The sequence below is a fragment of the Pseudomonas sp. AC193 genome, from assembly GCF_979258075.1.
The window spans coordinates 3,839,659-3,862,317 of record NZ_OZ409832.1; the positions used below are offsets into that span (position 1 = coordinate 3,839,659).

General features: G+C 59.9%; 23 protein-coding genes, 1 pseudogene and 1 riboswitch. Of the genes and pseudogenes, 14 read left to right on the forward strand and 10 right to left on the reverse strand.

Going from position 1 to position 22,659, the window contains the following annotated elements; all coding sequences use genetic code 11:
* Positions 1-128: 128 nt before the first annotated feature.
* Genes ACZZ0D_RS17285 through rpoE form a run of 3 tightly spaced genes read right to left on the reverse strand, consistent with a single transcriptional unit; the run spans position 129 to position 2,299 of the window.
* Positions 129-1,091: a MucB/RseB C-terminal domain-containing protein gene (locus ACZZ0D_RS17285; RefSeq protein ID WP_463553871.1), complete on the reverse strand. Its 963-nt coding sequence runs from the start codon at positions 1,089-1,091 to the stop codon at positions 129-131.
* A gap of 8 nt (positions 1,092-1,099) precedes the next feature.
* Complete coding sequence (locus ACZZ0D_RS17290; protein WP_053118059.1) at positions 1,100-1,687, reverse strand: sigma-E factor negative regulatory protein; 588 nt, start codon at positions 1,685-1,687, stop codon at positions 1,100-1,102.
* Positions 1,688-1,717: 30 nt separating this feature from the next.
* On the reverse strand, positions 1,718-2,299 hold the full coding sequence (gene rpoE / locus ACZZ0D_RS17295; RefSeq protein ID WP_003172477.1) for an RNA polymerase sigma factor RpoE: 582 nt from the start codon (positions 2,297-2,299) through the stop codon (positions 1,718-1,720).
* 558 nt (positions 2,300-2,857) lie between these two features.
* On the opposite strand from rpoE, the gene nadB reads away from it, so the two are divergent.
* Positions 2,858-4,474, forward strand: coding sequence for an L-aspartate oxidase (nadB, locus tag ACZZ0D_RS17300; RefSeq protein WP_212550563.1), 1,617 nt, complete (start codon positions 2,858-2,860; stop codon positions 4,472-4,474).
* Here the strand turns inward: nadB and ACZZ0D_RS17305 are convergent.
* Both ACZZ0D_RS17305 and ACZZ0D_RS17310 read right to left on the reverse strand, forming a co-directional pair.
* A complete protein-coding gene (locus ACZZ0D_RS17305) occupies positions 4,443-4,895 on the reverse strand; it encodes a protein YgfX (protein WP_463553872.1) in 453 nt (150 codons plus the stop codon). The two genes, nadB and ACZZ0D_RS17305, sit on opposite strands and share 32 nt — an antisense overlap.
* Positions 4,879-5,133 carry an FAD assembly factor SdhE gene (locus ACZZ0D_RS17310; protein ID WP_053118052.1) on the reverse strand — a complete coding sequence of 85 codons (255 nt, stop codon included), beginning with the start codon at positions 5,131-5,133 and terminating at the stop codon, positions 4,879-4,881. Before ACZZ0D_RS17310 ends, ACZZ0D_RS17305 begins: the two co-directional genes overlap by 17 nt.
* A gap of 151 nt (positions 5,134-5,284) precedes the next feature.
* On the opposite strand from ACZZ0D_RS17310, the gene ygfZ reads away from it, so the two are divergent.
* Together ygfZ and ACZZ0D_RS17320 are read left to right on the forward strand one after the other, a co-directional pair.
* Positions 5,285-6,226: a CAF17-like 4Fe-4S cluster assembly/insertion protein YgfZ gene (gene ygfZ, locus ACZZ0D_RS17315; RefSeq protein ID WP_463553873.1), complete on the forward strand. Its 942-nt coding sequence runs from the start codon at positions 5,285-5,287 to the stop codon at positions 6,224-6,226.
* 34 nt (positions 6,227-6,260) lie between these two features.
* Positions 6,261-7,084 (forward strand): annotated as a pseudogene (locus ACZZ0D_RS17320) (HDOD domain-containing protein).
* A gap of 122 nt (positions 7,085-7,206) precedes the next feature.
* Here the strand turns inward: ACZZ0D_RS17320 and ACZZ0D_RS17325 are convergent.
* The gene (locus ACZZ0D_RS17325) at positions 7,207-8,592 is read right to left on the reverse strand and encodes a sensor histidine kinase (RefSeq protein ID WP_463553874.1); all 1,386 of its coding nucleotides are present in this window, start codon (positions 8,590-8,592) and stop codon (positions 7,207-7,209) included.
* A complete protein-coding gene (locus ACZZ0D_RS17330; protein WP_053118046.1) occupies positions 8,585-9,256 on the reverse strand; it encodes a response regulator in 672 nt (223 codons plus the stop codon). Before ACZZ0D_RS17330 ends, ACZZ0D_RS17325 begins: the two co-directional genes overlap by 8 nt.
* Positions 9,257-9,492: 236 nt before the next feature.
* On the opposite strand from ACZZ0D_RS17330, the gene ACZZ0D_RS17335 reads away from it, so the two are divergent.
* The 5 genes from ACZZ0D_RS17335 to ACZZ0D_RS17355 all read left to right on the forward strand — a co-directional run bounded on the left by ACZZ0D_RS17335 (position 9,493) and on the right by ACZZ0D_RS17355 (position 14,925).
* Positions 9,493-10,785 (forward strand): OprD family porin, encoded by a 1,293-nt coding sequence (locus ACZZ0D_RS17335; protein WP_463553875.1) that lies wholly within the window; start codon positions 9,493-9,495, stop codon positions 10,783-10,785.
* A 104-nt stretch (positions 10,786-10,889) separates the two neighbouring features.
* On the forward strand, positions 10,890-11,867 hold the full coding sequence (locus tag ACZZ0D_RS17340; RefSeq protein ID WP_053118042.1) for a Bug family tripartite tricarboxylate transporter substrate binding protein: 978 nt from the start codon (positions 10,890-10,892) through the stop codon (positions 11,865-11,867).
* A gap of 56 nt (positions 11,868-11,923) precedes the next feature.
* The gene (locus ACZZ0D_RS17345; protein WP_053118040.1) at positions 11,924-12,382 is read left to right on the forward strand and encodes a tripartite tricarboxylate transporter TctB family protein; all 459 of its coding nucleotides are present in this window, start codon (positions 11,924-11,926) and stop codon (positions 12,380-12,382) included.
* A 1-nt stretch (position 12,383) separates the two neighbouring features.
* Positions 12,384-13,898 (forward strand): tripartite tricarboxylate transporter permease, encoded by a 1,515-nt coding sequence (locus ACZZ0D_RS17350; RefSeq protein WP_053118038.1) that lies wholly within the window; start codon positions 12,384-12,386, stop codon positions 13,896-13,898.
* On the forward strand, positions 13,891-14,925 hold the full coding sequence (locus ACZZ0D_RS17355) for an AbrB family transcriptional regulator (protein ID WP_463553876.1): 1,035 nt from the start codon (positions 13,891-13,893) through the stop codon (positions 14,923-14,925). Before ACZZ0D_RS17350 ends, ACZZ0D_RS17355 begins: the two co-directional genes overlap by 8 nt.
* 85 nt (positions 14,926-15,010) lie before the next feature.
* On the opposite strand, the gene ung is transcribed toward ACZZ0D_RS17355, so the two are convergent.
* Positions 15,011-15,703 (reverse strand): uracil-DNA glycosylase, encoded by a 693-nt coding sequence (gene ung / locus ACZZ0D_RS17360; protein ID WP_463553877.1) that lies wholly within the window; start codon positions 15,701-15,703, stop codon positions 15,011-15,013.
* 132 nt (positions 15,704-15,835) lie between these two features.
* Between ung and ACZZ0D_RS17365 the strand changes: the two genes are divergently transcribed.
* On the forward strand, positions 15,836-16,948 hold the full coding sequence (locus ACZZ0D_RS17365) for an enoyl-CoA hydratase/isomerase family protein (RefSeq protein ID WP_463553878.1): 1,113 nt from the start codon (positions 15,836-15,838) through the stop codon (positions 16,946-16,948).
* Between the two features lie 54 nt (positions 16,949-17,002).
* Here the strand turns inward: ACZZ0D_RS17365 and ACZZ0D_RS17370 are convergent, their stop codons facing one another.
* Positions 17,003-17,410, reverse strand: coding sequence for a hypothetical protein (locus ACZZ0D_RS17370; protein WP_212550568.1), 408 nt, complete (start codon positions 17,408-17,410; stop codon positions 17,003-17,005).
* A 180-nt stretch (positions 17,411-17,590) separates the two neighbouring features.
* Positions 17,591-17,863 (reverse strand): hypothetical protein, encoded by a 273-nt coding sequence (locus ACZZ0D_RS17375; protein WP_053118030.1) that lies wholly within the window; start codon positions 17,861-17,863, stop codon positions 17,591-17,593.
* Between the two features lie 285 nt (positions 17,864-18,148).
* A riboswitch (guanidine-I (ykkC/yxkD leader) is annotated at positions 18,149-18,249 on the forward strand.
* Between the two features lie 63 nt (positions 18,250-18,312).
* On the opposite strand from ACZZ0D_RS17375, the gene ACZZ0D_RS17380 reads away from it, so the two are divergent.
* Genes ACZZ0D_RS17380 through ACZZ0D_RS17400 form a run of 5 tightly spaced genes read left to right on the forward strand, consistent with a single transcriptional unit; the run spans position 18,313 to position 22,403 of the window.
* The gene (locus ACZZ0D_RS17380; RefSeq protein WP_463553879.1) at positions 18,313-19,380 is read left to right on the forward strand and encodes a putative urea ABC transporter substrate-binding protein; all 1,068 of its coding nucleotides are present in this window, start codon (positions 18,313-18,315) and stop codon (positions 19,378-19,380) included.
* Positions 19,381-19,398: 18 nt separating this feature from the next.
* Complete coding sequence (locus ACZZ0D_RS17385) at positions 19,399-20,214, forward strand: ABC transporter permease (RefSeq protein ID WP_077571513.1); 816 nt, start codon at positions 19,399-19,401, stop codon at positions 20,212-20,214.
* Complete coding sequence (locus ACZZ0D_RS17390; RefSeq protein ID WP_400750403.1) at positions 20,211-20,999, forward strand: ABC transporter ATP-binding protein; 789 nt, start codon at positions 20,211-20,213, stop codon at positions 20,997-20,999. The genes ACZZ0D_RS17385 and ACZZ0D_RS17390 overlap by 4 nt, the downstream gene beginning before the upstream one ends.
* Before the next feature lie 25 nt (positions 21,000-21,024).
* Positions 21,025-21,750 (forward strand): urea amidolyase associated protein UAAP1, encoded by a 726-nt coding sequence (locus tag ACZZ0D_RS17395; protein WP_463554816.1) that lies wholly within the window; start codon positions 21,025-21,027, stop codon positions 21,748-21,750.
* An 11-nt stretch (positions 21,751-21,761) separates the two neighbouring features.
* Positions 21,762-22,403, forward strand: a complete 642-nt coding sequence (locus ACZZ0D_RS17400) for an urea amidolyase associated protein UAAP2 (RefSeq protein ID WP_053118023.1) — start codon at positions 21,762-21,764, stop codon at positions 22,401-22,403.
* The last annotated feature ends 256 nt before the right edge of the window (positions 22,404-22,659 follow it).

A 22,659-nucleotide genomic window follows, 5' to 3' on the forward strand; every position in this document is an offset into this window, starting at 1 on the left:
GAACAACAACAAGGCCAGAGCCGTGAGGCTCTGACCTATAAAAAATTTTCGGGTTATTTGCAAATGAAAATGCTCAGCAAACATTTCATCTCCGTCTCGACGAAGAAGTGGTAGTGACTGGAATCAGCTCACTGCTTGCTGGTGGCGGCACTGTCGTTTCGCATCGACAAGGCGATCCGTTCGGCGGTGCCGATTGGAATCTCGCCAACCACAGTCACCATCATTTCGCCTTCGGGTGTGGTCAGGCGACGGGAAACGGCAACGGTCGGGCCCAGTTGAGTCCGGGTGTCGGTGACGGTCGCGCCGTTCAACGGTTCGAGGAACACCGAGAAACGTGCCAAACCATCGTCATACATCAGGCTGTTGACCTGTGTTTTGGTTTGCGGATCTTTGTGCGAGGTGCTGCTGGTCAGTTCGAAACCTGGCGGCAACCAGTCTGAACGCCAGACCTGGGCGGTCTTTACGGCGGAGGCCTTGTCGCTGTCGAGCGTCACAGTCTTGCAACCGGCATCGGCTTGCAAGTCTTTGTCGGACGGGACTTCGTCGGTATCGAGACTGGTGAACTGGAAACGTTCGAGCAACTGACCCTTGTCATTCAACAGCAATGACTTGAGCGGCAGGCCCGTCTGCTTATCCAGATGCAATTCAAAACCGTAACGGTGCTGATCGCGAGGCGTCAGTGAAACGATCACTGCATCGCGACCGGCCACGCGCGACTTGCCGATGACAGCAAGGTCATACCAGTTTTTCAGCTTTTTAGGATCCAGGGCACGGGCGGTCGAGTTGGGAGAATCCCCCAGCCCCGCGATCAGGGTGCCGCTGACGCATTGAGTGTGTCCATCAATGCGCACGACCTCCTGAGCCGAGCCGTCGAGCTGAAGCAAACGCTCGCGGACTTGACCGTTCTGGACGCGATGCCAGATGTTGTGGGTAGAAAAACTACCGTTACGCTCGTAAACAAAAGTACCGTGAAAGCTTTGCTGCTGCTCGGCCTGGCCCAGACGAGTCAACCAGTCCTGGGCCTCATCGGCATGGGCTGGAACAATGAACCAGCCACTGAGCAGAAGCGAAAGTAGAGGTATGGCGCGCATGATCCTCCTTAACGGTTTTCCAGGCTTGCGGCACGTGCGTATGGCAGCGCGCTTTCAGTACCTTTCAATGCAGCCTGCTGAGCGTGCTGACGCAGGTAACCTGGCAGACGCTGATCGTGCCAGCCTGGCTGACCTTGCAGTACGCCGTTGGCCATAGGGCCAGTGGCTTCCGAGCTCTCGCTGTAGCCTGCCAGAACAGCCGGGCCTTTCACCTGAGGGGTGGCCAGGGTTGTCTGGTTGCTTTGCTGAGCCAGTTCCACACCAGCGATTTCGTCCTGGTTGTACAGGCGAACACCGGCCAGAACGGCAACAGTTACCGAGGCTGCAACAGCCAGACGGCCAAGGTTGCGCCATGGGCTGCGGGATACTTTGGCCGGAGCCGTTTCGTCTTCCAGCGCAGCAGACACTGCCGCAGCGATATCCAGACGTGGCAGCAGCAGATCCTTGTGCATGGCTGCCCGAGCGATCTGGTAACGAGCCCAGGTCTCACGGGTTTCGACGTCATCAAGTGCATTAATCACTCGACGCAATTCCAGTTCGTCCGCTTCGTTATCCATCACTGCGGACAGCGATTCCTGCAGGGCTTCACGACTCATGGCGTTCCTCTCTTGGCTATCGCCGCTGTCTCAGTTTTCCTGCAACAACGGCTGCAGGGCTTTATCGATGGCCTCCCGAGCGCGGAAAATCCGGGAGCGCACGGTACCCACCGGACACTGCATGACGCTCGCAATGTCCTCGTAACTCAGACCATCAAATTCACGTAAAGTTAACGCCGTACGCAAATCCTCTGGCAGTTGCTGGATGGTTCGATGGACGGTGCCTTCGATCTCATCCCGCAGCAACGCACGTTCTGGTGATTCGAGATCCTTGAGGCCGTGATCGCCGTCGTAGAACTCTGCATCCTCTGAACTTACATCGCTATCCGGCGGCCGACGGCCGCGAGAAACCAGGTAGTTCTTTGCCGTGTTAATGGCAATACGGTACAGCCACGTATAAAACGCACTGTCGCCGCGAAAGTTTCCAAGTGCTCGATACGCCTTGATAAAGGCTTCCTGAGCCACGTCCTGGGCTTCATGGGTGTCGTGCACAAAACGCACGATCAACCCGAGAATCTTGTGCTGATATTTCAGCACCAACAGATCGAAAGCTCGCTTGTCGCCGCGTTGAACGCGCTCGACCAGCTGCTGATCCTCTTCCTGGGTTAGCATGAACACTCCTCGATAAGCCCGAAGGAGACTTGCATAACTAAACGACCAGACTTGCAAACATAGACTCGGGCTTTTCGCAAAAGTTCTCCCCCTCCAGGCAAGTTTCCTGCGGACTCTGATTTGGCACGCACGAAAAACGCAGCACGGGATGAACCGGCTGCGCGAATAATCTTGTTATCGGTTTCGCCGGGCAGGAATCCAACCGCAGATTCCGCACTGAAGCCGACACGTCCCTTGTTTCTGGCACCGACTATTGATCTTGGGCCTTTGGCAAAAGTTCCAATTATTTATAGCCGTACCCACCCGACATTGGGCAACCCTGGGCGGAAAAAGGCTGTTTCAGCGCCGATACAGTCGTCTTTTCCCAAAACCGGCGAAAAAAACTTCCGACGAAGCACCCGGTTTTTCCCGTCACAGTAGTTTCACAATGCCATATAGGCCCGGCTATTGTGCCGCCCCACCCCTCTATATACTAGTGGGCTGTGTGGCTGACCTGACTCGCCGATCCAGGCGAATCGCGCCACCCCCGACCCGGGTCGCTTTGAGCGGAATCCTGTAATGAGCCAACAATTCCAACATGATGTTCTGGTCATTGGCAGCGGCGCTGCCGGTTTGAGTCTCGCGCTGACCCTGCCGGGTCATTTGCGCATTGCCGTATTGAGCAAGGGCGATCTCGCCAACGGTTCGACCTTCTGGGCCCAGGGTGGCGTTGCCGCCGTGCTGGACGATACCGATACTGTCGAATCCCACGTCGACGACACCCTGAATGCTGGCGGTGGTCTGTGCCACGAAGACGCCGTGCGTTTCACCGTCGAGCACAGCCGTGAAGCCATTCAGTGGCTGATCGACCAAGGTGTGCCGTTCACCCGCGACGAACAATCCGGCACTGAAGACGGTGGATTTGAATTTCACCTGACCCGCGAAGGCGGCCACAGCCATCGACGCATCATTCATGCCGCCGATGCCACCGGCGCAGCCATCTTCAAAACCTTACTGGCCCAAGCCAAAGAGCGTTCGAACATCGAACTGCTCGAACAGCGGGTTGCCGTTGATCTGATTACCGAACGCCGCTTGGGCATGGACGGCGATCGTTGCCTCGGCGCCTATGTGCTGAACCGCAAGACTGGCGAAGTCGACACCTACGGCGCACGATTCGTGATCCTCGCGTCGGGCGGCGCCGCCAAGGTCTACCTCTACACCAGTAACCCTGACGGCGCTTGCGGCGACGGCATCGCCATGGCCTGGCGTTCGGGCTGCCGCGTGGCGAATCTGGAATTCAACCAGTTTCACCCGACCTGCCTGTATCACCCGCAAGCGAAAAGCTTCCTTATTACCGAAGCCCTGCGTGGCGAAGGCGCCCATCTGAAGCTGCCCAACGGCGAACGCTTCATGTATCGCTTCGACAAACGCGCCGAACTGGCCCCGCGCGACATCGTTGCCCGCGCCATCGACCATGAAATGAAGCGTCTGGGCGTCGACTGCGTCTATCTCGACATCAGCCACAAACCCGAAGAATTCATCAAAAGCCACTTCCCGACTGTGTATGAGCGCTGCCTCGGTTTCGGCATCGACATCACTAAACAGCCAATCCCGGTCGTCCCCGCCGCGCATTACACCTGTGGCGGCGTAATGGTCGATCAGCAAGGCCGCACCGATGTGCCGGGTTTGTATGCGATCGGCGAAACCAGTTTCACCGGCCTGCACGGCGCCAACCGCATGGCCAGCAACTCGCTGCTGGAATGCTTCGTCTATGCCCGTTCGGCGGCGTCGGACATTCTTGCGCAACTCGACGATATCGATGCGCCAAGCGCCCTGCCCGTCTGGGACGCCAGCCAGGTCACTGACTCCGACGAAGACGTGATCATTGCGCACAACTGGGATGAGCTGCGCCGGTTCATGTGGGACTACGTCGGCATCGTGCGCACCAACAAGCGCCTGCAACGGGCGCAGCACCGCGTGCGTTTGCTGCTGGACGAGATCGACGAGTTCTACAGCAACTATAAAGTCAGCCGCGACCTGATCGAGCTGCGCAATCTGGCGCAAGTGGCGGAACTGATGATCAGCTCAGCCATGGAGCGCAAGGAAAGTCGCGGTCTGCATTACACCCTCGACTACCCGAACCTGCTGCCCGAAGCGCTCGACACTATTCTGATACCGCCCACCTACGCCGGCTGAACTTGAGCCGCACTCGCAGGCGTCGATGCATATCGGCGACCTGCGAATCTCGTGGCACACAGATCGATCTGACCCGCCACTCGCCGTGCAAACGAAAGCGCAGCACCACGATCAATGGCAGCGCCAGACTGTCCGGGCGCAGCTGCACCACTTGCCAGCCATCCGCACGATTCCACAATTGCCAGCCATCGGCATCACGGCGCAATCCGCAGAATGCTGTTGGATGGCTGAGCAAAATCTGCCGTGGCAACACCCAAACACCATGCAGCAGACAAGCAGAAGCCCCGAGCAGACTTGCCCAGAGTGGAATAGATAGAAGAAACAAAGCACCCAGTGCGAACGCCTGGGCCAACAGATACGCCGCCAGCAACTGCCGTGAGGCATGCCAGCGGCATTCGAACGTATTACTTGGGCTGGACACGATCCAGGATCATGCGAACCATGCGCTGCAATTCCGGATCTTCAGACTCGCTGCGCTCCATGAACCAGCCGAACATGTCCTGATCCTCGCACGTCAGCAGACGCACATACAGATCGCGATCCACCTGATTCAACGTCGCGTAGACCTCCTTCACGAACGGCACCAGCAACACGTCAAGCTCAAGCATGCCGCGACGGCTGTGCCAAAAGAGGCGATTCAGTTCAACTTGTTCGACCATGGGGCCCTCCTCAAATTTGGCGGCAAGTATACAGCCCCCAAGCGGGTCGCACAGTCGGCTTTGGTCGGGCACCACCGATCCTTTATCAACTACCCATTTCAACAACGCACCCTTATGATGTGCCCCAGACTTTTTTACCCTGCGAAGACCCATGGCCGATTCTGCTTTTTTCTGCACCCTGTCTCATGAAGGCGTTCTCGCGGTTCGCGGCGCGGATGCCGGAAAATTCCTGCAAGGCCAGCTGACCTGCAACCTCAATTACCTCAGTGACACCAAGGCCAGCCTCGGCGCGCGCTGCACCCAGAAAGGCCGGATGCAGTCGAGTTTCCGCATTCTGCTCGAAGGTGACGGCGTGGTGCTGGCGATGGCCAGCGAGTTGCTCGAGCCGCAATTGGCCGATCTGAAAAAATACGCGGTGTTCTCCAAATCGAAACTGACCGACGAAAGCGCCGCTTGGGTGCGTTTTGGTCTGGCGCACGCTGACGCTGCCCTGAGCAGCCTTGGTCTCGACTTGCCGGCAGAAACCGACAGTGTCGTGCGCGACGAAGGGTTGATTGCGATTCGCGTCTCGCCGGATCGCGCCGAACTGTGGGTACCGGCCGATCAAGCCGATGCGATCAAATCCAGACTGTCCGCCGCACTGCCAGAGGCCGCATTGAATCAATGGCTGCTGGGCCAGATCCGCGCCGGCATCGGTCAGGTCATGCCGAGCACCCGTGAGCTGTTCATTCCGCAGATGCTCAATCTGCAAGCCGTCGGTGGCGTGAGCTTCAAGAAAGGCTGCTACACCGGCCAGGAAATCGTCGCGCGCATGCAGTACCTCGGCAAACTCAAACGTCGCCTGTATCGCTTGAGTCTAGACGCGAGCGAACTGCCAGAGCCTGGCACACAACTGTTCGCGCCGAGCCACAACAGCTCCATCGGTGAAGTGGTGCTGGCCGCCAACGCCGAGCAAAACATTGAACTCCTGGCGGTGCTGCAGGCCGAAGCTGCCGAAGCGGGCGATCTGCATCTGGGCAGCCTTGAAGGGCCTGCGTTGCAAGTGCTCGATTTGCCCTACGAACTGGATCGCGACCGCGAAATCCAGCGTTGATCGCAGCCTGGTTGCAACACCCTAGAGAGTCCAAATGAGCGAACTGGCGGAAAAGCTGCCCAATGGGATTTGGTTGAGGCCATCGATAACGATGACCTGGTTCTGCCAACGTTGCCGGAAGTGGCCCTGCAAATTCGCAAGGCTGCTGAAGATCCGGAAATCAGTGTCAGCGACCTGAGCAAAGTCATCGGTCGCGACACCGCGCTGTCGGCGCGCCTGATCAAAGTGGTCAACAGCCCGCTACTGCGCGCCGCGCAGGAAGTCACCGACCTGCACACCGCGATCACGCGGCTGGGCATCAACTACAGCAGCAACCTGGCGATCGGTCTGGTGATGGAGCAGATTTTCCACGCCCGCTCCGAAGTGGTCGAACAGAAGATGCGCGAAGTCTGGCGCAGCAGTCTGGAGATCGCCGGGGTCAGCTACGCGCTGTGCCGCCGCTACACCCAGCTCAAGCCGGATCAGGCAGCGCTGGGCGGGCTGGTGCATCAGATTGGTGTGCTGCCGATTCTGACTTACGCCGAAGATCACTACGAGTTGCTGTCGGATCCGGTCAGCCTCAACCATGTGATCGACCGCATTCATCCGTTGCTCGGTGACAAACTGTTGCGGGTCTGGGAGTTTCCGGAACGGCTGGTGGAATTGCCGGGGCGTTATCAGGATTTCAAACGCGATTCGACGCAGATTGATTATGTCGATCTGGTGCAGGTGGCGAATCTGCATTGCCGTAAAGGCACCGATCATCCGTTTGCGCGGATTGATCTGGCGAGTGTGCCGGCGTTCAGGAAGTTGGGGATAGATCCGGAGAACAGAGCGCTGTGCGTGGATCTGGAAGAATCACGGTCGATGTTTTATTGAGCTGATCCAGAACCGAGGTGCGCCCTTCGCGAGCAAGCCCGCTCCCACATTGGATCTGTGTCGTACACAAAACCCCTGTGGGAGCGGGCTTGCTCGCGAAGAGGCCAACACAGACGCCGCAATCACCCGGCAACAAAGCTGACCCGCACCTTCAACCCCGCCTCCTCGCCATCGTGCAGACTGATCTGCGCCAGATGCGCCCGGCAAATCTCGCCGACAATCGCCAGTCCCAACCCTGACCCGGCCACCTGCTGATTGCGCCGGTAAAACCGCTCAAACACGCGATCGCGCTCTTCATGCGGAATACCCGGCCCGTCGTCTTCAACCTCAAGCACCGCCGGCGCCGTCACGCGCAGAATCACATTGCCGCCCGGTGGTGTGTGCGCCAGAGCGTTGTCCACCAGATTGCTCAGCAACTCATTGAGCAACGTCGGCTCACCGCGCAACCACACCGGCTCGTCCGCTTCCAATGCCAACGCAACCCCGCGTTTGTGCGCCAGCGGCGCCATGGCCATGCCCAATTCACGGGCCAACTGGCTAAGATCGAGTAACTGCGCGCCACCCTCGGCAATCGCCCGCGCGCCGTTTTCAACACGTGCCAGCGACAGCAACTGGTTGGCCAAATGAGTCAGGCGATCGGTGCTTTGCGCCGAGGATTCCAACGTCGTGCGCCACGTCTCGGGCTCGTTCGAGCGCAGCCCCAACTCAAGTCGCGCCTTCAATGCGGCCAACGGTGTGCGCAACTCATGCGCGGCATCGGCAATGAACTGCGCCTGGCGCTCGAACTGCACGCGCAACCGCTCGGTGAAATGGTTGAGCCCGCGCACCAGTGGCCACAACTCATGCTGCACTTCCACCAGCGGCAATGGCCGCAAATCATCGGGCTGACGCTCTTCCACCGCCGTGCGCAGACGCTCCAGCGGGCGCAACGCCGCACTGACGGCGAACCAGACGAGCAACAATGCGCCAATCGCCAACATGCCCAGACGCAGCAAAGTATCGGCGGCCAGACTGCGCGCCATGCTCACGCGCGCCTCGTCGGTTTCGGCGACACGGATTTCCGCCATACCGTTCATGTTCGGTTCGGTAACGGCTTTCAGCAGGCTGACCACGCGAACGTTTTGGCCCTTGTAAGTGGCGTTGTAGAAACGTGCCAGCGCCGGATAACTGTCAGTTCGAGGCGTGCCCGGTGGCGGGCCTGGCAGATTTTCGTAACCGGAAATCAGCTTCTGATGGATGTCGTTGACCTGGTAATAGATACGCCCGGCGCTGTCGTAGGCGAAGGTATCGAGGGCCACGTAAGGCACATCGGCACTGAGGCTGCCATCGCGTTGCGACAACCCTGCGGCGATGGTGCGCGCCGAGGCCAGCAGCGTGCGGTCGTAGGCAGTGTCGGCGGCTTCGCGACCGTTCCAGTAAGCGCTCAATCCGCTGGCGAGCATCAACACCACCAGCAACAACGCGAGGTTCCACAGCAACCGCCAGCGCAGGCTGCTGGGCTTATGCATCACGGCTTTCCAGCAGATAGCCGAGGCCACGGAAGGTGACGATCGCTACGGGTTGACCATCGAGTTTTTTGCGCAAGCGATGCACGTAGATTTCGATGGCGTCGGGGCTGGCTTCTTCGTCGAGACCGAACACCTGCGCGGCTAGTTGCTCCTTGCTCATCACGCGGCCCGGTCGGGCGATCAGCGCTTCCAGCACGGCTTGTTCGCGGGAGGTCAGCGTCAGCAATTCTTCGCCGAGGCTGAAGCGTCGCGTGTCGAGATCATAGGCCAGCACACCGCAGCGCTGCTGGCGTTCGCCGCCGAGCACACTGCGGCGCAACAAGGCTTTAACCCGCGCCTCCAGCTCTGTCAGTTCGAACGGTTTGGCGAGGTAATCGTCGGCGCCGAGATTGAGGCCGTGCACGCGATCTTTCACATCACTGCGCGCGGTCAGCATCAACACCGGCAGGTTTTTCCCGCGTGCGCGCAACCGCGCCAACACTTCAAAACCGTCCATGCGCGGCAGGCCGACATCGAGGATCGCCACGGCGTATTCCTCGCTGCTCAAGGCCAGATCAGCGGCCACGCCATCGTGCAACACGTCCACGGTCAGACCGGTGCTCTTGAGCGCCTGGGCAACACTTTCGGCCAGTTGCAGATGGTCTTCGACGAGCAGGACACGCATGGATTTTTACCTCGTTCAGGGATGGCCGACGCCACTCTTTGCCGCGGAGTTTACAGCCGCAACCGCCGCTGTGAAGCCCGAAAACCGTGAAAGTCAGCTGAAAGGTTAGTGAAAGGTTAGCCGGTTAGAGTCGGCTCACGGACAGTCCCGACTGCCGTCGCTGCTGCCACACAGCGATACGAAAAACGCCACGAAGCGTTTTCGACCAATAAGAACAATAAACGGAGTACACCCGCATGCCGTCCATGCAGACTCAGGCATTCACGCCTGTTCGCCCTTCCCGTTTCAGCCACACCGCCCTCGCCAGTGCCGCCGCCCTTGCCGGTTTTTCGCCGCTGAGTTTTGCCGACTTCATTGAAGACAGCAGCGCCACCTTCGAAACCCGCAACATGTATTTCAACCGCGACTTCCGCGATGGCACCAGCGCCCAGCAATCCAAGCGTGACGAATGGGCTCAGGGCTTCATGCTCAATCTGCAATCGGGATACACCGATGGCCCCGTCGGTTTTGGTGTCGATGCGCTGGGCATGCTCGGCGTCAAACTCGATTCCAGCCCGGATCGCACGGGCACCGGCCTGCTGCCGACCCACGATGACGGACGCGCGGCGGACGAATACTCCAAGCTCGGCCTGACCGGCAAAGTGAAAATCTCCGCCACCGAACTGAAAATCGGCAGCCTGATTCCTGAACTGCCGATTCTCAAACCGAACGACGGACGCATCCTGCCGCAGACCTTTGAAGGCGGTTTGCTGACCTCCAAAGAGATCAAAAACCTGACCTTCACCGGTGGCCGACTGGAGAAAGCCAAGGATCGCGACAGCACCGATTTCGAGGACATTGCCCTCAACAACAAGAACAGCCGTTTCGCCGGTACCGCTGCCGGCAAGCACTTCGACTTTGGCGGCGTCGATTACAAGTTCACCGACAAGATCACCGGCAGTTACCACTTCGCGCAACTCGACGAAGTCTACAACCAGCACTTCTTCGGCCTGGTCGCCTCGCGGCCGATGGGCCCGGGCACGTTTGGCACAGATCTGCGTTTCGCCGTCAGTGATGATCAGGGCGCGGCCCGTGGTGGCGAGATCGACAACCGCTCGCTCAACGGTCTGGTCAGCTATGCGCTGAGCGGGCACAAGTTCAGCGCCGGTTATCAGCATATGTCTGGCGATAGCGCGTTCCCGTATGTCGATGGCAGCGATCCATACCTGGTCAACTTCGTGCAGATCAACGACTTCGCCGGCGCGGAAGAACGCTCCTGGCAGGCACGTTACGACTTCGACTTCGCCAAACTCGGCATCCCCGGCCTGACCTTCATGAGCCGCTACTTGAGCGGTGACAACATCAAGCTCAAGACCGGCGAGGAAGGCAAGGAGTGGGAGCGCAACACCGAGATCAAATATGTAGTACAAAGCGGCGCTTTGAAGGATGTCGCCGTGCGTTTGAGGAATGCCACTTACCGTTCCAATTACTCGGCTCGCGATGCGGATGAAGTGCGGTTGCTGGTGAGCTATAGCGTTGCTCTTTGGTAATTGATTGAAATGCCTTGGCGCTGTGATCGGAAGATCAACAGATCGCAGCCTTCGGCAGCTCCTACACAAACAGTCCTTACAACAAGAAATCTGTGGAGAGACCAATGAATTTTTCACTGCGTAAAGTTGCTTTAGCGGCCGGCATGATGCTGGTGGCCGGGCAGTTGATGGCCGAACCGAAACGTCCGGAGTGTATCGCGCCGGCCTCGCCCGGTGGTGGTTTTGACCTGACCTGCAAACTGGTGCAGAGCGCACTGGTCAACCAGAAACTGCTGAGCAAACCGATGCGCGTGACCTACATGCCCGGCGGTGTCGGCGCGGTGGCGTACAACGCGGTGGTCGCTCAGCGTCCGGCCGATGCCGGCACGCTGGTGGCGTGGTCGAGCGGTTCGTTGTTGAACCTGGCCCAAGGCAAGTTTGGTCGTTTCGATGAAACCAATGTGCGTTGGCTGGCAGCCGTCGGCACCAGCTACGGCGCCATCGCAGTGAAAAACGATTCTCCCTACAAGACCCTCGACGATCTCGTTCAAGCGCTGAAGAAAGATCCAGGCTCGGTGGTGATCGGTTCCGGCGGCACCGTCGGCAGCCAGGACTGGATGCAAACCGCGCTTATCGCCAAGGCAGCTGGGATCAACCCGCGTGAGTTGCGTTACGTCGCCCTCGAAGGTGGTGGCGAAATCGCTACCGCCCTGCTCGGCGGCCACATCCAGGTCGGCAGTACCGACATCTCCGACTCCATGCCGCACATTCAAAGTGGCGACATGCGTTTGCTCGCGGTGTTCTCCGACAAGCGCCTCGACGAGCCGGAAATGAAAGACATCCCGACCGCTCGCGAGCAAGGCTACGACATCGTCTGGCCGGTGGTGCGCGGGTTCTACCTGGGGCCAAAAGTCAGCGACGAAGACTACGCCTGGTGGAAAGACTCGTTCGACAAACTGCTGGCATCCGACGAGTTCGCCAAGCTGCGCGATCAGCGTGAACTGTTCCCGTTCGCCATGACTGGCCCGGAGCTGGACACCTACGTGAAGAAGCAAGTTGCCGACTACAAAGTGCTGGCCAAAGAGTTCGGCCTAATCCAGTGATCGCCTCTGTCTAGCGGCTGCGTTCCCGATTGCGGGGACGCGGCACAGGAGCTCCCATGCTTATTCAACGCATTTTCGCCTCGGTGCTGTTGCTGGTCTGTGTCGGCCTGGCACTGATGGCGTGGCCGTACCAAGCGGCTTTTTCCTACGAACCGGTCGGCCCGCGCGCCTTCCCGCTGCTGATGCTCGGTCTGATGGGCGCGGCGCTGTTGTACATGGTGTTTCGCCCGGCGCCGATCAAACACAGTGAGGACGAGCCGCCACTGGATCGCGAAACCCTGACCAAGATTGCTATCTGCGTCGCCCTGCTGCTGGTGTTCGCCGGTCTGTTCGAACCGCTGGGTTTCATCCTCAGCAGCATCCTCATCGGCATTCCGATGGCGCGCCTGTATGGCGGTCGCTGGATGCCGAGCATCGTAGTCACCACGCTGATGGCCATCGGTCTGTACCTGCTATTCGACCGTGTGATGGACGTTCCGCTGCCCCTTGGCCTGCTCGACGTGCTGGAGAACTGATATGGATACCCTCGGTTATTTGGGCCAAGGCTTCGGCGTCGCGCTGAGCCCGTACAACCTGGTCACGGCCCTGACCGGCACGCTGATCGGCACCGTCGTTGGCTTGCTCCCGGGCCTCGGCCCTATCAACGGCGTGGCACTGCTGATCCCGATTGCCTTTGCTCTTGGTTTGCCGCCGGAATCGGCGCTGATTCTGTTGGCAGCGGTGTATCTGGGCTGCGAATACGGCGGCCGGATCAGCTCTATTTTGCTGAATATTCCGGGCGAAGCATCGACCGTGATGACCACCCTCGACGGTTACCCGATGGCCCGCAAAGGTCTGGCCGGTGTAGCGCTGTCGTTGTCGGCGTGGAGTTCGTTCATCGGTGCATTTATCGCCACTTGCGGCATGGTGCTGTTCGCCCCGCTGCTGGCGAAATGGGCGATAGCCTTCGGCCCGGCGGAATACTTCGTGTTGATGGTGTTTGCGATTGTCTGTCTCGGCGGCATGGCCGGTGATCGACCGTTGAAGACGTTTATCGCGGCGTTGATCGGCCTGTTCCTGTCGAGTGTCGGCATCGACGCCAACAGCGGCGTGTACCGCTTTACCGGCGACAACATTCACCTGACTGACGGCATTCAATTCGTCGTGCTGGTGTTGGGCCTGTTCTCGGTCAGTGAAATTCTGTTGCTGCTGGAGAAAACCCATCGCGGTCAGGAAGCGGTGAAAGCCACCGGGCGGATGATGTTCAACTTCAAGGAAGCGTCGTCGGTGTTCGTGGTGAACATTCGCTGCGGCCTGCTTGGTTTCATCATGGGCGTGTTGCCGGGTGCTGGCGCGACGCTGGCCAGCGCCGTGGCGTACATGACCGAAAAACGCATCGCCGGTGCCAGCGGCAAATTCGGTCAGGGTGATGCCCGTGGCCTCGCCGCGCCGGAAACCGCTATCGGTGCGTCGGCTTGTGGTGCTTTGGTGCCGATGCTGACGTTGGGTGTGCCAGGTTCGGGCACCACGGCGGTGATGATCGGCGCCCTGTCGCTGTACAACATCACCCCGGGCCCGCTGCTGTTCCAGCAACAACCGGACATCGTCTGGGGCCTGATCGCCTCGTTGTTCATTGCCAACATCATGCTGGTGATCCTCAACATCCCGATGATCCGCATCTTCACCCGCATCCTTGCCGTGCCGAACTGGGCACTGGTGCCGGTGATCGCGATCATCACCGGGATCGGCGTCTACGCGGTGCACGCCACCACGTTCGACCTGTTCCTGATGGTCGGCATCGGCATCTTCGGTTACATCCTGCGCAAGCTCGACTTCCCGTTGTCGCCGGTACTGCTGGGCTTCATCCTGGGCGGTCTGATGGAGCAGAACCTGCGTCGTGCGTTGTCGATCTCTAATGGCGCACTGGAGATCCTCTGGTCGAGCCCGATCACCTTCGGTGTCTGGGTGCTGACCGCGCTGATGCTGGCCTTCCCGCTGATCCGCATCTGGCGCAAACGTTCGGTCGCGCGTCGCGCCATTGCCGATGTTTGATCGCGCCTCACTGAAATCCTGGTGGGGAACCCCGCTGGTCGGTCTGCTCGGCGGTTACCTCGCCAGCCAGATCGGCTGGCCACTGCCGTGGATGGTCGGCTCGTTGCTGGCGATCATCCTCGTGCGCTGCCTGACCCCGTGGCAACTCACCGAGATTCCTGGCGGCCGCAAGTGTGGCCAGTGGATCGTCGGGATTGGCATCGGACTGCACTTCACCCCGGTGGTGATGGAGCAGGTGCTCAGTCATTTCGGCTTGATCTTCTTCGGTGCGCTGGTCACCAGTGTGTCGGCGGTGGTTGGCGTGTGGTTGATGCGCCGCACCGGTGAGGATCGCGCCACGGCGTTTTTCTCGAGCATGCCCGGCGGTTCCGGCGAGATGGTCAACCTCGGTGCGCGCAATGGCGCGATGCTTAGCCATGTGGCGGCGGGGCAAAGTTTGCGGGTGTTGGTGGTGGTGCTGTGCGTGCCGGCGGCGTTCAAGTATTTGCTCGGTGACGGCAACCCGATTTCTCATGCTGGCAGCGTCGATTGGCGCTGGCTGGCGATTCTGTTTCCGGCGGGCGGTTTGCTCGCGTGGCTCTGGCAGCGTTTGCGCCAACCCAATCCGTGGTTGTTCGGGCCGTTGCTGGTGAGTGCGACGGTCAGCATTGTCTGGGATTTGCACATCGGTTTGCCGGATGGTGGCAGTCAGATTGGCCAGTGGTTGATTGGTAGCGGCTTGGGTTGTCACTTCAATCGGCAGTTCTTCCGGCGTGCGCCTTCATTCATGGGGCGGACGTTGATTGGCACGGCGCTGACCATGTTGATCGCGTCGTTGGCAGCGTTGGGGTTGAGTGCGCTGACGCATCTGGATCTGCGTTCGCTGACGCTGGGCATGATGCCGGGCGGGATTGCCGAAATGAGTCTGACGGCGGAAACACTTCAGTTGTCAGTGCCGTTGGTGACAGCGATGCAGGTGATGCGGTTGTTGTTTGTGTTGTTTCTGGCGGAGCCGTTGTTCAAGTACTGGAATCGTAGTCCCGAATAAAACCGAGTTGCCCCCATCGCGAGCAGGCTCACTCCTACAGGGGAACGCATTCCAACTGTAGGAGTGAGCCTGCTCGCGATGCTTTTCAAATCGGCGGAAGGCGCCACTCAATCGGCGTTTCGCCATTCTGCTCAAGAAACTTGTTCGTCCGGCTAAAGTGCCCGCACCCCAAAAACCCGCGATAAGCCGACAACGGTGACGGATGCACTGACGTCAGCACCAAGTGCTTGGTCGCGTCGATCAGCTTCTGCTTGCTCTGCGCATGCGCGCCCCAAAGCATGAACACCAGATGCGGCTGGCGCTCGCTGACCAGTTCAATGATCCGGTCAGTGAAAAACTGCCAACCCTTGTCCTTGTGCGCATTGGCGTTGGCGCGTTCGACGGTCATCGTCGTGTTAATCATCAACACGCCCTGATCGGCCCAGCTCTGCAGGTAGCCATGAGTGGGAATATCGATGTTCAGGTCGCGTTTCAACTCTTTATAGATGTTGACCAGCGACGGCGGCGCCGGCACACCCGGTTGCACCGAGAAGCACAGGCCATGGGCCTGACCCGGGCCGTGATACGGATCCTGGCCGAGGATCACCACCTTCACTTTTTCCAGCGGCGTCGAGTTCAAGGCATTGAAAATCATCGGCCCCGGCGGGTAGATTTCCTTGCCGGCCGCCCGCTCCTGCTGCAGAAAATTGCGCAACTCTGTCATGTAGGGCTGGTCGAACTCAGCACGCAGTGCCTCCTTCCAGCTCGGTTCGAGTTTGATACGGTCGTCAGCAGTCATGGTCATACCCGGCAAAAACAATGGGGCGAACCCTAGGAAAGCCGACCACGCTTGTCAATTGATCTGACGCAGATCCGGCACTTTCCCCCACAACGATCATACTGATCGTTCAAATTCCCGATCGAGGTCACGATGAATCTGCACTTCGAAGAACTCACCGGCACCGACGGCGCCCGCATCGGTATCGCCAGCCTGGATGCTGAAAAGTCGCTGAACGCGCTGTCCCTGCCGATGATCAACGCCCTGAGCGACAAACTCGACGCCTGGGCCAAGGATCCACAAATCGTCTGCGTATTGCTGCGCGGCAACGGCGCCAAAGCCTTCTGCGCCGGCGGTGAAGTGCGCAGCCTGGTTGAAGCCTGCCGTGCCCACCCCGGAGAAGTGCCGCCGCTGGCCGCGCAGTTTTTCAGCGCGGAATATCGATTGGATTACAACCTGCATACTTATCCGAAACCGCTGATCTGCTGGGGCCACGGTTATGTGCTGGGCGGCGGTATGGGCCTGTTGCAAGGCGCGAGCACGCGGATCGTCACGCCGAGCAGCCGCTTGGCGATGCCGGAAATCACCATTGGTCTGTATCCGGATGTCGGCGCCAGTTGGTTTCTCGCGCGGCTGCCGGGCAAGCTCGGTTTGTTCCTCGGCCTGACCGGCGCGCACATGAATGGGCGCGATGCGATCGATCTGGATCTGGCCGACCGCTTCCTGCTCGACGAACAGCAACCGGAACTGATCGAAGGCCTGCTGCAGCTCAACTGGCAGGAACAGATCGCTCGGCAGCTCAACAGCCTGCTCAAGGCTTTGCAGCAGGAAGCCGTGGCGCAAATGCCCGAAGCGCAGTGGCTGCCGCGTCGTCAGCAGATCGACGAACTGCTCGACGTCAGCGATGTAGCCTGCGCCTGGAAAGCCATCAGCCTGCAACGCGACAGCAGCGATCCATTGATCGCCCGGGCCGCGAAGACCATGAGCGAAGGCTCGCCGCTGACCGCGCATCTGGTCTGGGAACAGATCATTCGTGCGCGGCACCTGTCGCTGGCCGAGGTTTTCCAGATGGAATACACCCTTAGCCTCAATTGCTGCCGGCACCCGGAATTCAGCGAAGGCGTGCGCGCGCGGTTGATCGATAAGGATCAAAAACCGCACTGGCACTGGCCGGACATCAACAACGTGCCGGACGCGGTGGTTCAGGCGCACTTTCACAAGGTTTGGGAAGGGCGGCATCCGTTGGCGGATTTGACGCAGTATTAAAATTCGCGCACAAAAAAAGCGGCGCTTCATGCGCCGCTTTCTGTTTGCGGGTGATTACCAGCGGTTGCCACGTCCGTTGTGATCGCCGCGACCACTGTGTCGGTCGTAGTTGCCACGACCGCGGCGATCATTGTCCCAACCGCCGCGACGGTGGCCATCCCAATTGCCGCGGTCATTGCCGTGCCAGCGGCGGCTTTCGTAGTAGCGTGGGGCCGGTTGATAGTGGCGCGGCGCCGATTGGTAATAACGCGGTTGCTGGTAGTACCGCGGTGCTGGTTGGTAGTAACGCGGCTGGGCGTAATAGCGGCTGCCGCCGTTGTAATAAGTGCCGCCTGTGTTGTAGTAGGCCGGTGCCGGTGACGTGTAAACCTCGGAGCTGTAATACGAGTCCGCGTAGGAGTAAGGGGCGCAACCGGCAACGGAAAACATCAACGCAGCAAGCAGAAGAATTCGTCTATACATGGCGGCCTCCTGGACCGCGGGTTGGCCGCACCAGCGACGCTGGCAGGCGACAGTCATTTAATCGGTGACTGTCGAAAAATCAGACAGCGTTTTCCGAATCTGGTGCGACCCTGCAACAAGTTGAAACAAGTGATTTATGAAAGCCTGTTCATCCGCCAGACGCGGTCATTCAGCCGCTGATTAATGGTGGCCACCGTGATATCCGCCGCCGTGATAACCGCGTCCATAACCGCCACGATAACCGTAGCCATACCCGCCGTAGTAATAACGCGGGCCGCCGTAAAAGTAGCGCGGGCCGTAATAACCACCGTAGTAATAGGGCGAGTAGTAACCGGGATAGTAGGAAGGGGCGTAATACACATCGGCGGGTGGCCCGTAGTAATAACAACCGGACAGCCCCAGACCGAGCACTGCGCACAGCAGCACCCGACGCAACGTTTTGTGAGTGAGCATGGCGGCCTCCTGAAAGACCTGCGAGCGCAGTCGGCGCAGGCCGGCTGACACCTGTTTTGACTGGCATTCGCAAACCAAGTGCCAGCCGCAAGATGACATCGGATCAGCGGCATTCACGCTGCATCGCGGTGCATCGGCGCACCAACACAAAGCGCCGCCCCGTCCTCGCGTCAAACCTCGTTCATCCCATAGCCCCGTGCCAGAGCGCTCTCCGTGACTTGGCACGCCTCTCGCTTTAGCAAACCCGTGCAGGAGTCATATCACAGGTTCGCGGCACCACAATTTGCAATGGCTGACTAGGGTTCCGGCTCGCAATCGCGAGTGGCTGGTCCGAGAGTTGGCGACCTCCAGTTGAGGTTACACGGCGGGACAAAAGCCCGGGAGACAAGCCACCGTTCGCGGTGCCGCGTTGCCTTCCTGTCCGCCCTTGATCAACTGGAGAATCCGCCATGACCCGACTACGTTTGCCCGCCCTGCTCGCCGCCGCGTTCGCTGCGCTCATCAGCAGCCAAGCCCCCGCCGCTCAGAAAGATCACTTCAGTGTCTGCTGGACGATTTACGCCGGCTGGATGCCATGGGAATACGCCGGCAGCCAAGGCATCGTCGATAAATGGGCGAAGAAATACGGGATCAAGATCGACGTCGTGCAGCTCAACGATTACGTCGAATCGATTAATCAATACACCGCTGGCCAGTTCGACGGCTGCACCATGACCAACATGGACGCGCTGACCATTCCGGCCGCCGGCGGCGTCGACAGCACCGCGCTGATCGTCAGCGATTTCTCCAACGGCAACGACGGCATCGTGCTCAAGGGCGACGGTAAAAAAGTCGCCGACCTCAAGGGCATGGACGTCAATCTGGTTGAACTGTCGGTCTCGCACTACCTGCTGGCCCGCGCGCTGGATTCGGTCGACCTGACCGAAAAAGACCTGAAAGTGGTCAACACCTCCGACGCCGACATCTCCGCCGCATTCAACACCGAACAGGTCAACGCAGTGACGACCTGGAACCCGATGCTCTCGGACATCAAGGCCAAACCGGGCGTGACCGAAGTGTTCAACTCCAGCCAGATTCCCGGCGAGATCATGGACATGATGGTGGTCAACAGCGCCACCCTCAAAGACAACCCGGCACTGGGCAAAGCCCTGACCGGCGCGTGGTTCGAAGTGGTCGAACTGATGAACGCGAAGAACGCCGCGAGCAAGGCTGCGCTGGAGCACATGGCCAAAGCTTCGGGCACCGACCTCGCTGGATTCCATGCGCAACTCGACACCACCAAACTGTTCGCCACGCCAAGCGAAGCGCTGAACTTCGCCACCAGCCAACAGCTGCCGGAAACCATGCGCAAAGTCGCCGAATTTTCCTTCCAGCACGGCTTGCTCGGTGAAGGCGCAAAAGACACCAGCGCGGTCGGCATGGCCTTCGCCAACGGCGTGACCAGCGGCGACACCGGCAACCTCAAGCTGCGTTTCGATCCGACTTACGTGCAGATGGCTGCCGACGCCAAGCTGTAAGCCACGGAGGATTTGGCCATGCGCCTGATCAATCGCCACCCGGATCGCCCGAGTCGCCTGTTGTTGGTGATCCTGCCGTTCGCTCTGCTGCTGTTCGCCTACTTCATGGGCTCGGCCGAGCGCCTGGCGGACAACCCTAACGACAAACTGCTGCCCAGCGCCGTGCAGATGACCGATGCGGTCAAACGTCTGGCCTTCAATGCCGACAGCCGCACCGGTGACTACCTGTTGTGGCAGGACACCGCGTCGAGTCTGCGGCGCTTGGCCATTGGGCTCGGCATCGCTGCACTCGCCGGGCTGTGCCTGGGCATCGCCGCCGGCACACTGCCGCTGTTCGGCGCGCCGTTGTCGCCCTTGCTGACGGTGTTGTCGATGGTGCCGCCGTTGGCGATCCTGCCGATTCTGTTCATCGTTTTCGGTCTGGGCGAGTTGTCGAAAGTCATGCTGATCGTCATCGGCATCACCCCGGCGCTTGCTCGTGATCTGGAGCAGCGTGCCCGCGAAATTCCGGTCGAACTGCTGATCAAGGCGCAGACCCTCGGCGCTTCGACCTGGACGCTGATGCTGCGCGTGGTGTTGCCGCAGTTGCTGCCGCGCTTGCTGATCTCATTGCGGCTGATGCTCGGCTCGGCGTGGTTGTTCCTGATTGCCGCCGAAGCAATCGCCTCCACTGACGGCCTCGGCTACCGGATTTTTCTGGTGCGGCGTTATCTGGCGATGGACGTGATTCTGCCGTACGTGGTGTGGATCACCCTCCTCGCCTGGCTGATGGATTGGGGCCTGAAATACCTGACGCGGCGGGCGTTCCCTTGGTATGAAGGGGCGGCCAAATGAGCTTCATCACCGTGAAAAACGTCTGGCAGCAATACGCCGATCAAGTGGTGCTCGAAGGCTTGAACCTGAACGTCAACGAAGGTGAATTTTGCACCTTGGTCGGCGCCTCCGGTTGCGGCAAATCAACCTTCCTGCGTCTGCTGCTCGGTCAGGAAACGGCGAGTCGCGGCGAGATTCTGCTCGACGGTCAAGCGCTGGCCAGTGAGCCGGATGCCAGCCGTGGCGTGGTGTTTCAGCGCTACTCGGTGTTCCCGCATTTGAGCGTGCTCGACAACGTTGCCCTCGGCCTTGAACTGCCGCGTGCGCCGTTGCTGGGGCGGTTGTTCGGCAGCGCCAAACGTGATGCGCGCGAACAGGCTGCGGCGCTGCTGCACAAAGTCGGCCTCGGTCATGCGCTGGACAAGTACCCGGCGCAGTTGTCCGGCGGCATGCAGCAACGGTTGGCGATTGCTCAGGCGCTGATCATGAAACCGCGCGTGTTGCTGCTCGACGAGCCGTTCGGCGCGCTCGATCCGGGCATCCGTAAAGACATGCACGCCTTGCTGCTGGAGCTGTGGCGCGAGACCAGACTGACGGTGTTCATGGTCACCCATGACTTATCCGAAGGCTTCAGCCTCGGCACACGTTTGCTGGTGTTCGACAAGGTGCGCCTCGACCCGCACGCCCCCGGCGCCTATGGCGCACGCATCACCTACGACATCCCTTTGAACAGCGACCGCCGCGCCCAACGCGCCGCCGTCGACGCCCTGCCGTTGCCACTGGCAGGCGCCCTTCGCACCGCTTGAGAGGACTGCTCTGATGAATAAGCCGATGACTGATTCGACTCAACTGTTTCCACCCTTCGCCGAAGAAATGCTCCCCGGTGGCGGCCACCGTTCCTTCGTGTTGAAGCGCGGCCAATTGCTGCGCCTGACCGATCTGCGTGGCGGCGCCAACGTCAGCCTGACCCTGCTCAACGCCAACGAAAAAACCGAGCGGCTCAACCTGCCCGACAGCCTCAAATGCCAACACACCGCCAAGCTCACCAGCGGTCACTGCCTGTACTCGGACATGGGCCGCGTGCTGGCCGCAATCACCGCCGACACGTGCGGCTGGAGCGACAGCCTCGGCGGTGTGCTCTGCGCCGAAGAGGTCGCGCAAAAGTACGGTCAGGGCCGCTATCAGGAATTGCGCAACGGCTTCTTTCGCAACGGCACCGACAACCTGTTGGTGGAACTCGGCAAGTGGGGCCTGGGCCTGTCCGACCTGTTGATGACCCTCAATTTGTTCAGCCGCGTCAACGTCGATGAGGCCGGACGTTTCCACTTCGTCGAGGGCAATTCCAAGGCCGGCGACTACATCGAACTGTACGCGCCGATGGACACGCTGGTGGTGCTCACCGCGCTGCAGCACCCGATGGATCCGGCGCCGGAATATGCACCAAAACCGCTGAAGCTGAGCTGGATGAACGCCGACGCCAGCGTCGCCGAACACTGCCGTACCTCGCGCCCGGAAAATGAGCGCGGCTTTGTCAACACCGACCGTTTGTTCGCCTGAGGATCGCTGCCATGTCAGTTGCTATCGCCACTTCGCAAAAACAACCCGACGCTGCGGTGTACCGCGCCACGATCCCGGCCGGTGAGCCGTGGCTGATGGAGGTCAAGGCCGGGCAGACCCTGCGCATCCTTGATCTGGAAGGTAATCAAGCGGTCGATACGTTGTTCTACAGCGTCGCCAATCCCAAGGAACGCTACGACGTGCAACGCACTTTGCGCCGACAGAACAGCGTATATCTGAGCACCGGCAGCGTGCTCTATTCCAACCTCGGCCACGCGATGCTGACCATCGTCGCCGACACCTGCGGACGCCACGACACCCTCGGCGGTGCCTGCGCGCAAGAGAGCAACACCGTGCGTTACGCCCTGGAAAAACGCTACATGCACAGCTGCCGCGACAACTACCTGCGCGCCTGTGTACATGACGGGCGACTGGGCAAAAGCGACATCGGGCCGAACATCAATTTCTTCATGAATGTGCCGGTCACGGCGGATGGCGGACTGACGTTTGAAGACGGCATTTCGGCGCCGGGCAAGTATGTGGATTTGCGCGCGGAGATGGATGTGATCGTGCTGATTTCCAATTGTCCGCAGTTGAATAATCCGTGCAATGCCTACAACCCGACACCTGCGGAGCTGCTGGTATGGAACTGAAAACAAGCCGGTTGCGCCGTTGGTTTTTTGCACTGTGCCAAGCGCGTTCCGGGCAGTGCCTGAAATCCCCCAAACACCCCTGATCAACCTGTGGGAGCGGGCTTGCTCGCGAATGCGGTGTATCAGATACATCACCGCTGACTGACACACCACTTTCGCGAGCAAGCCCGCTCCCACAGGGGGGCTGTGGTGAGTTTGAGAGACATGTTTTTTCATCCGGGACGGCCCGGATGTCTGTCGAAAAACGGCGGGACGG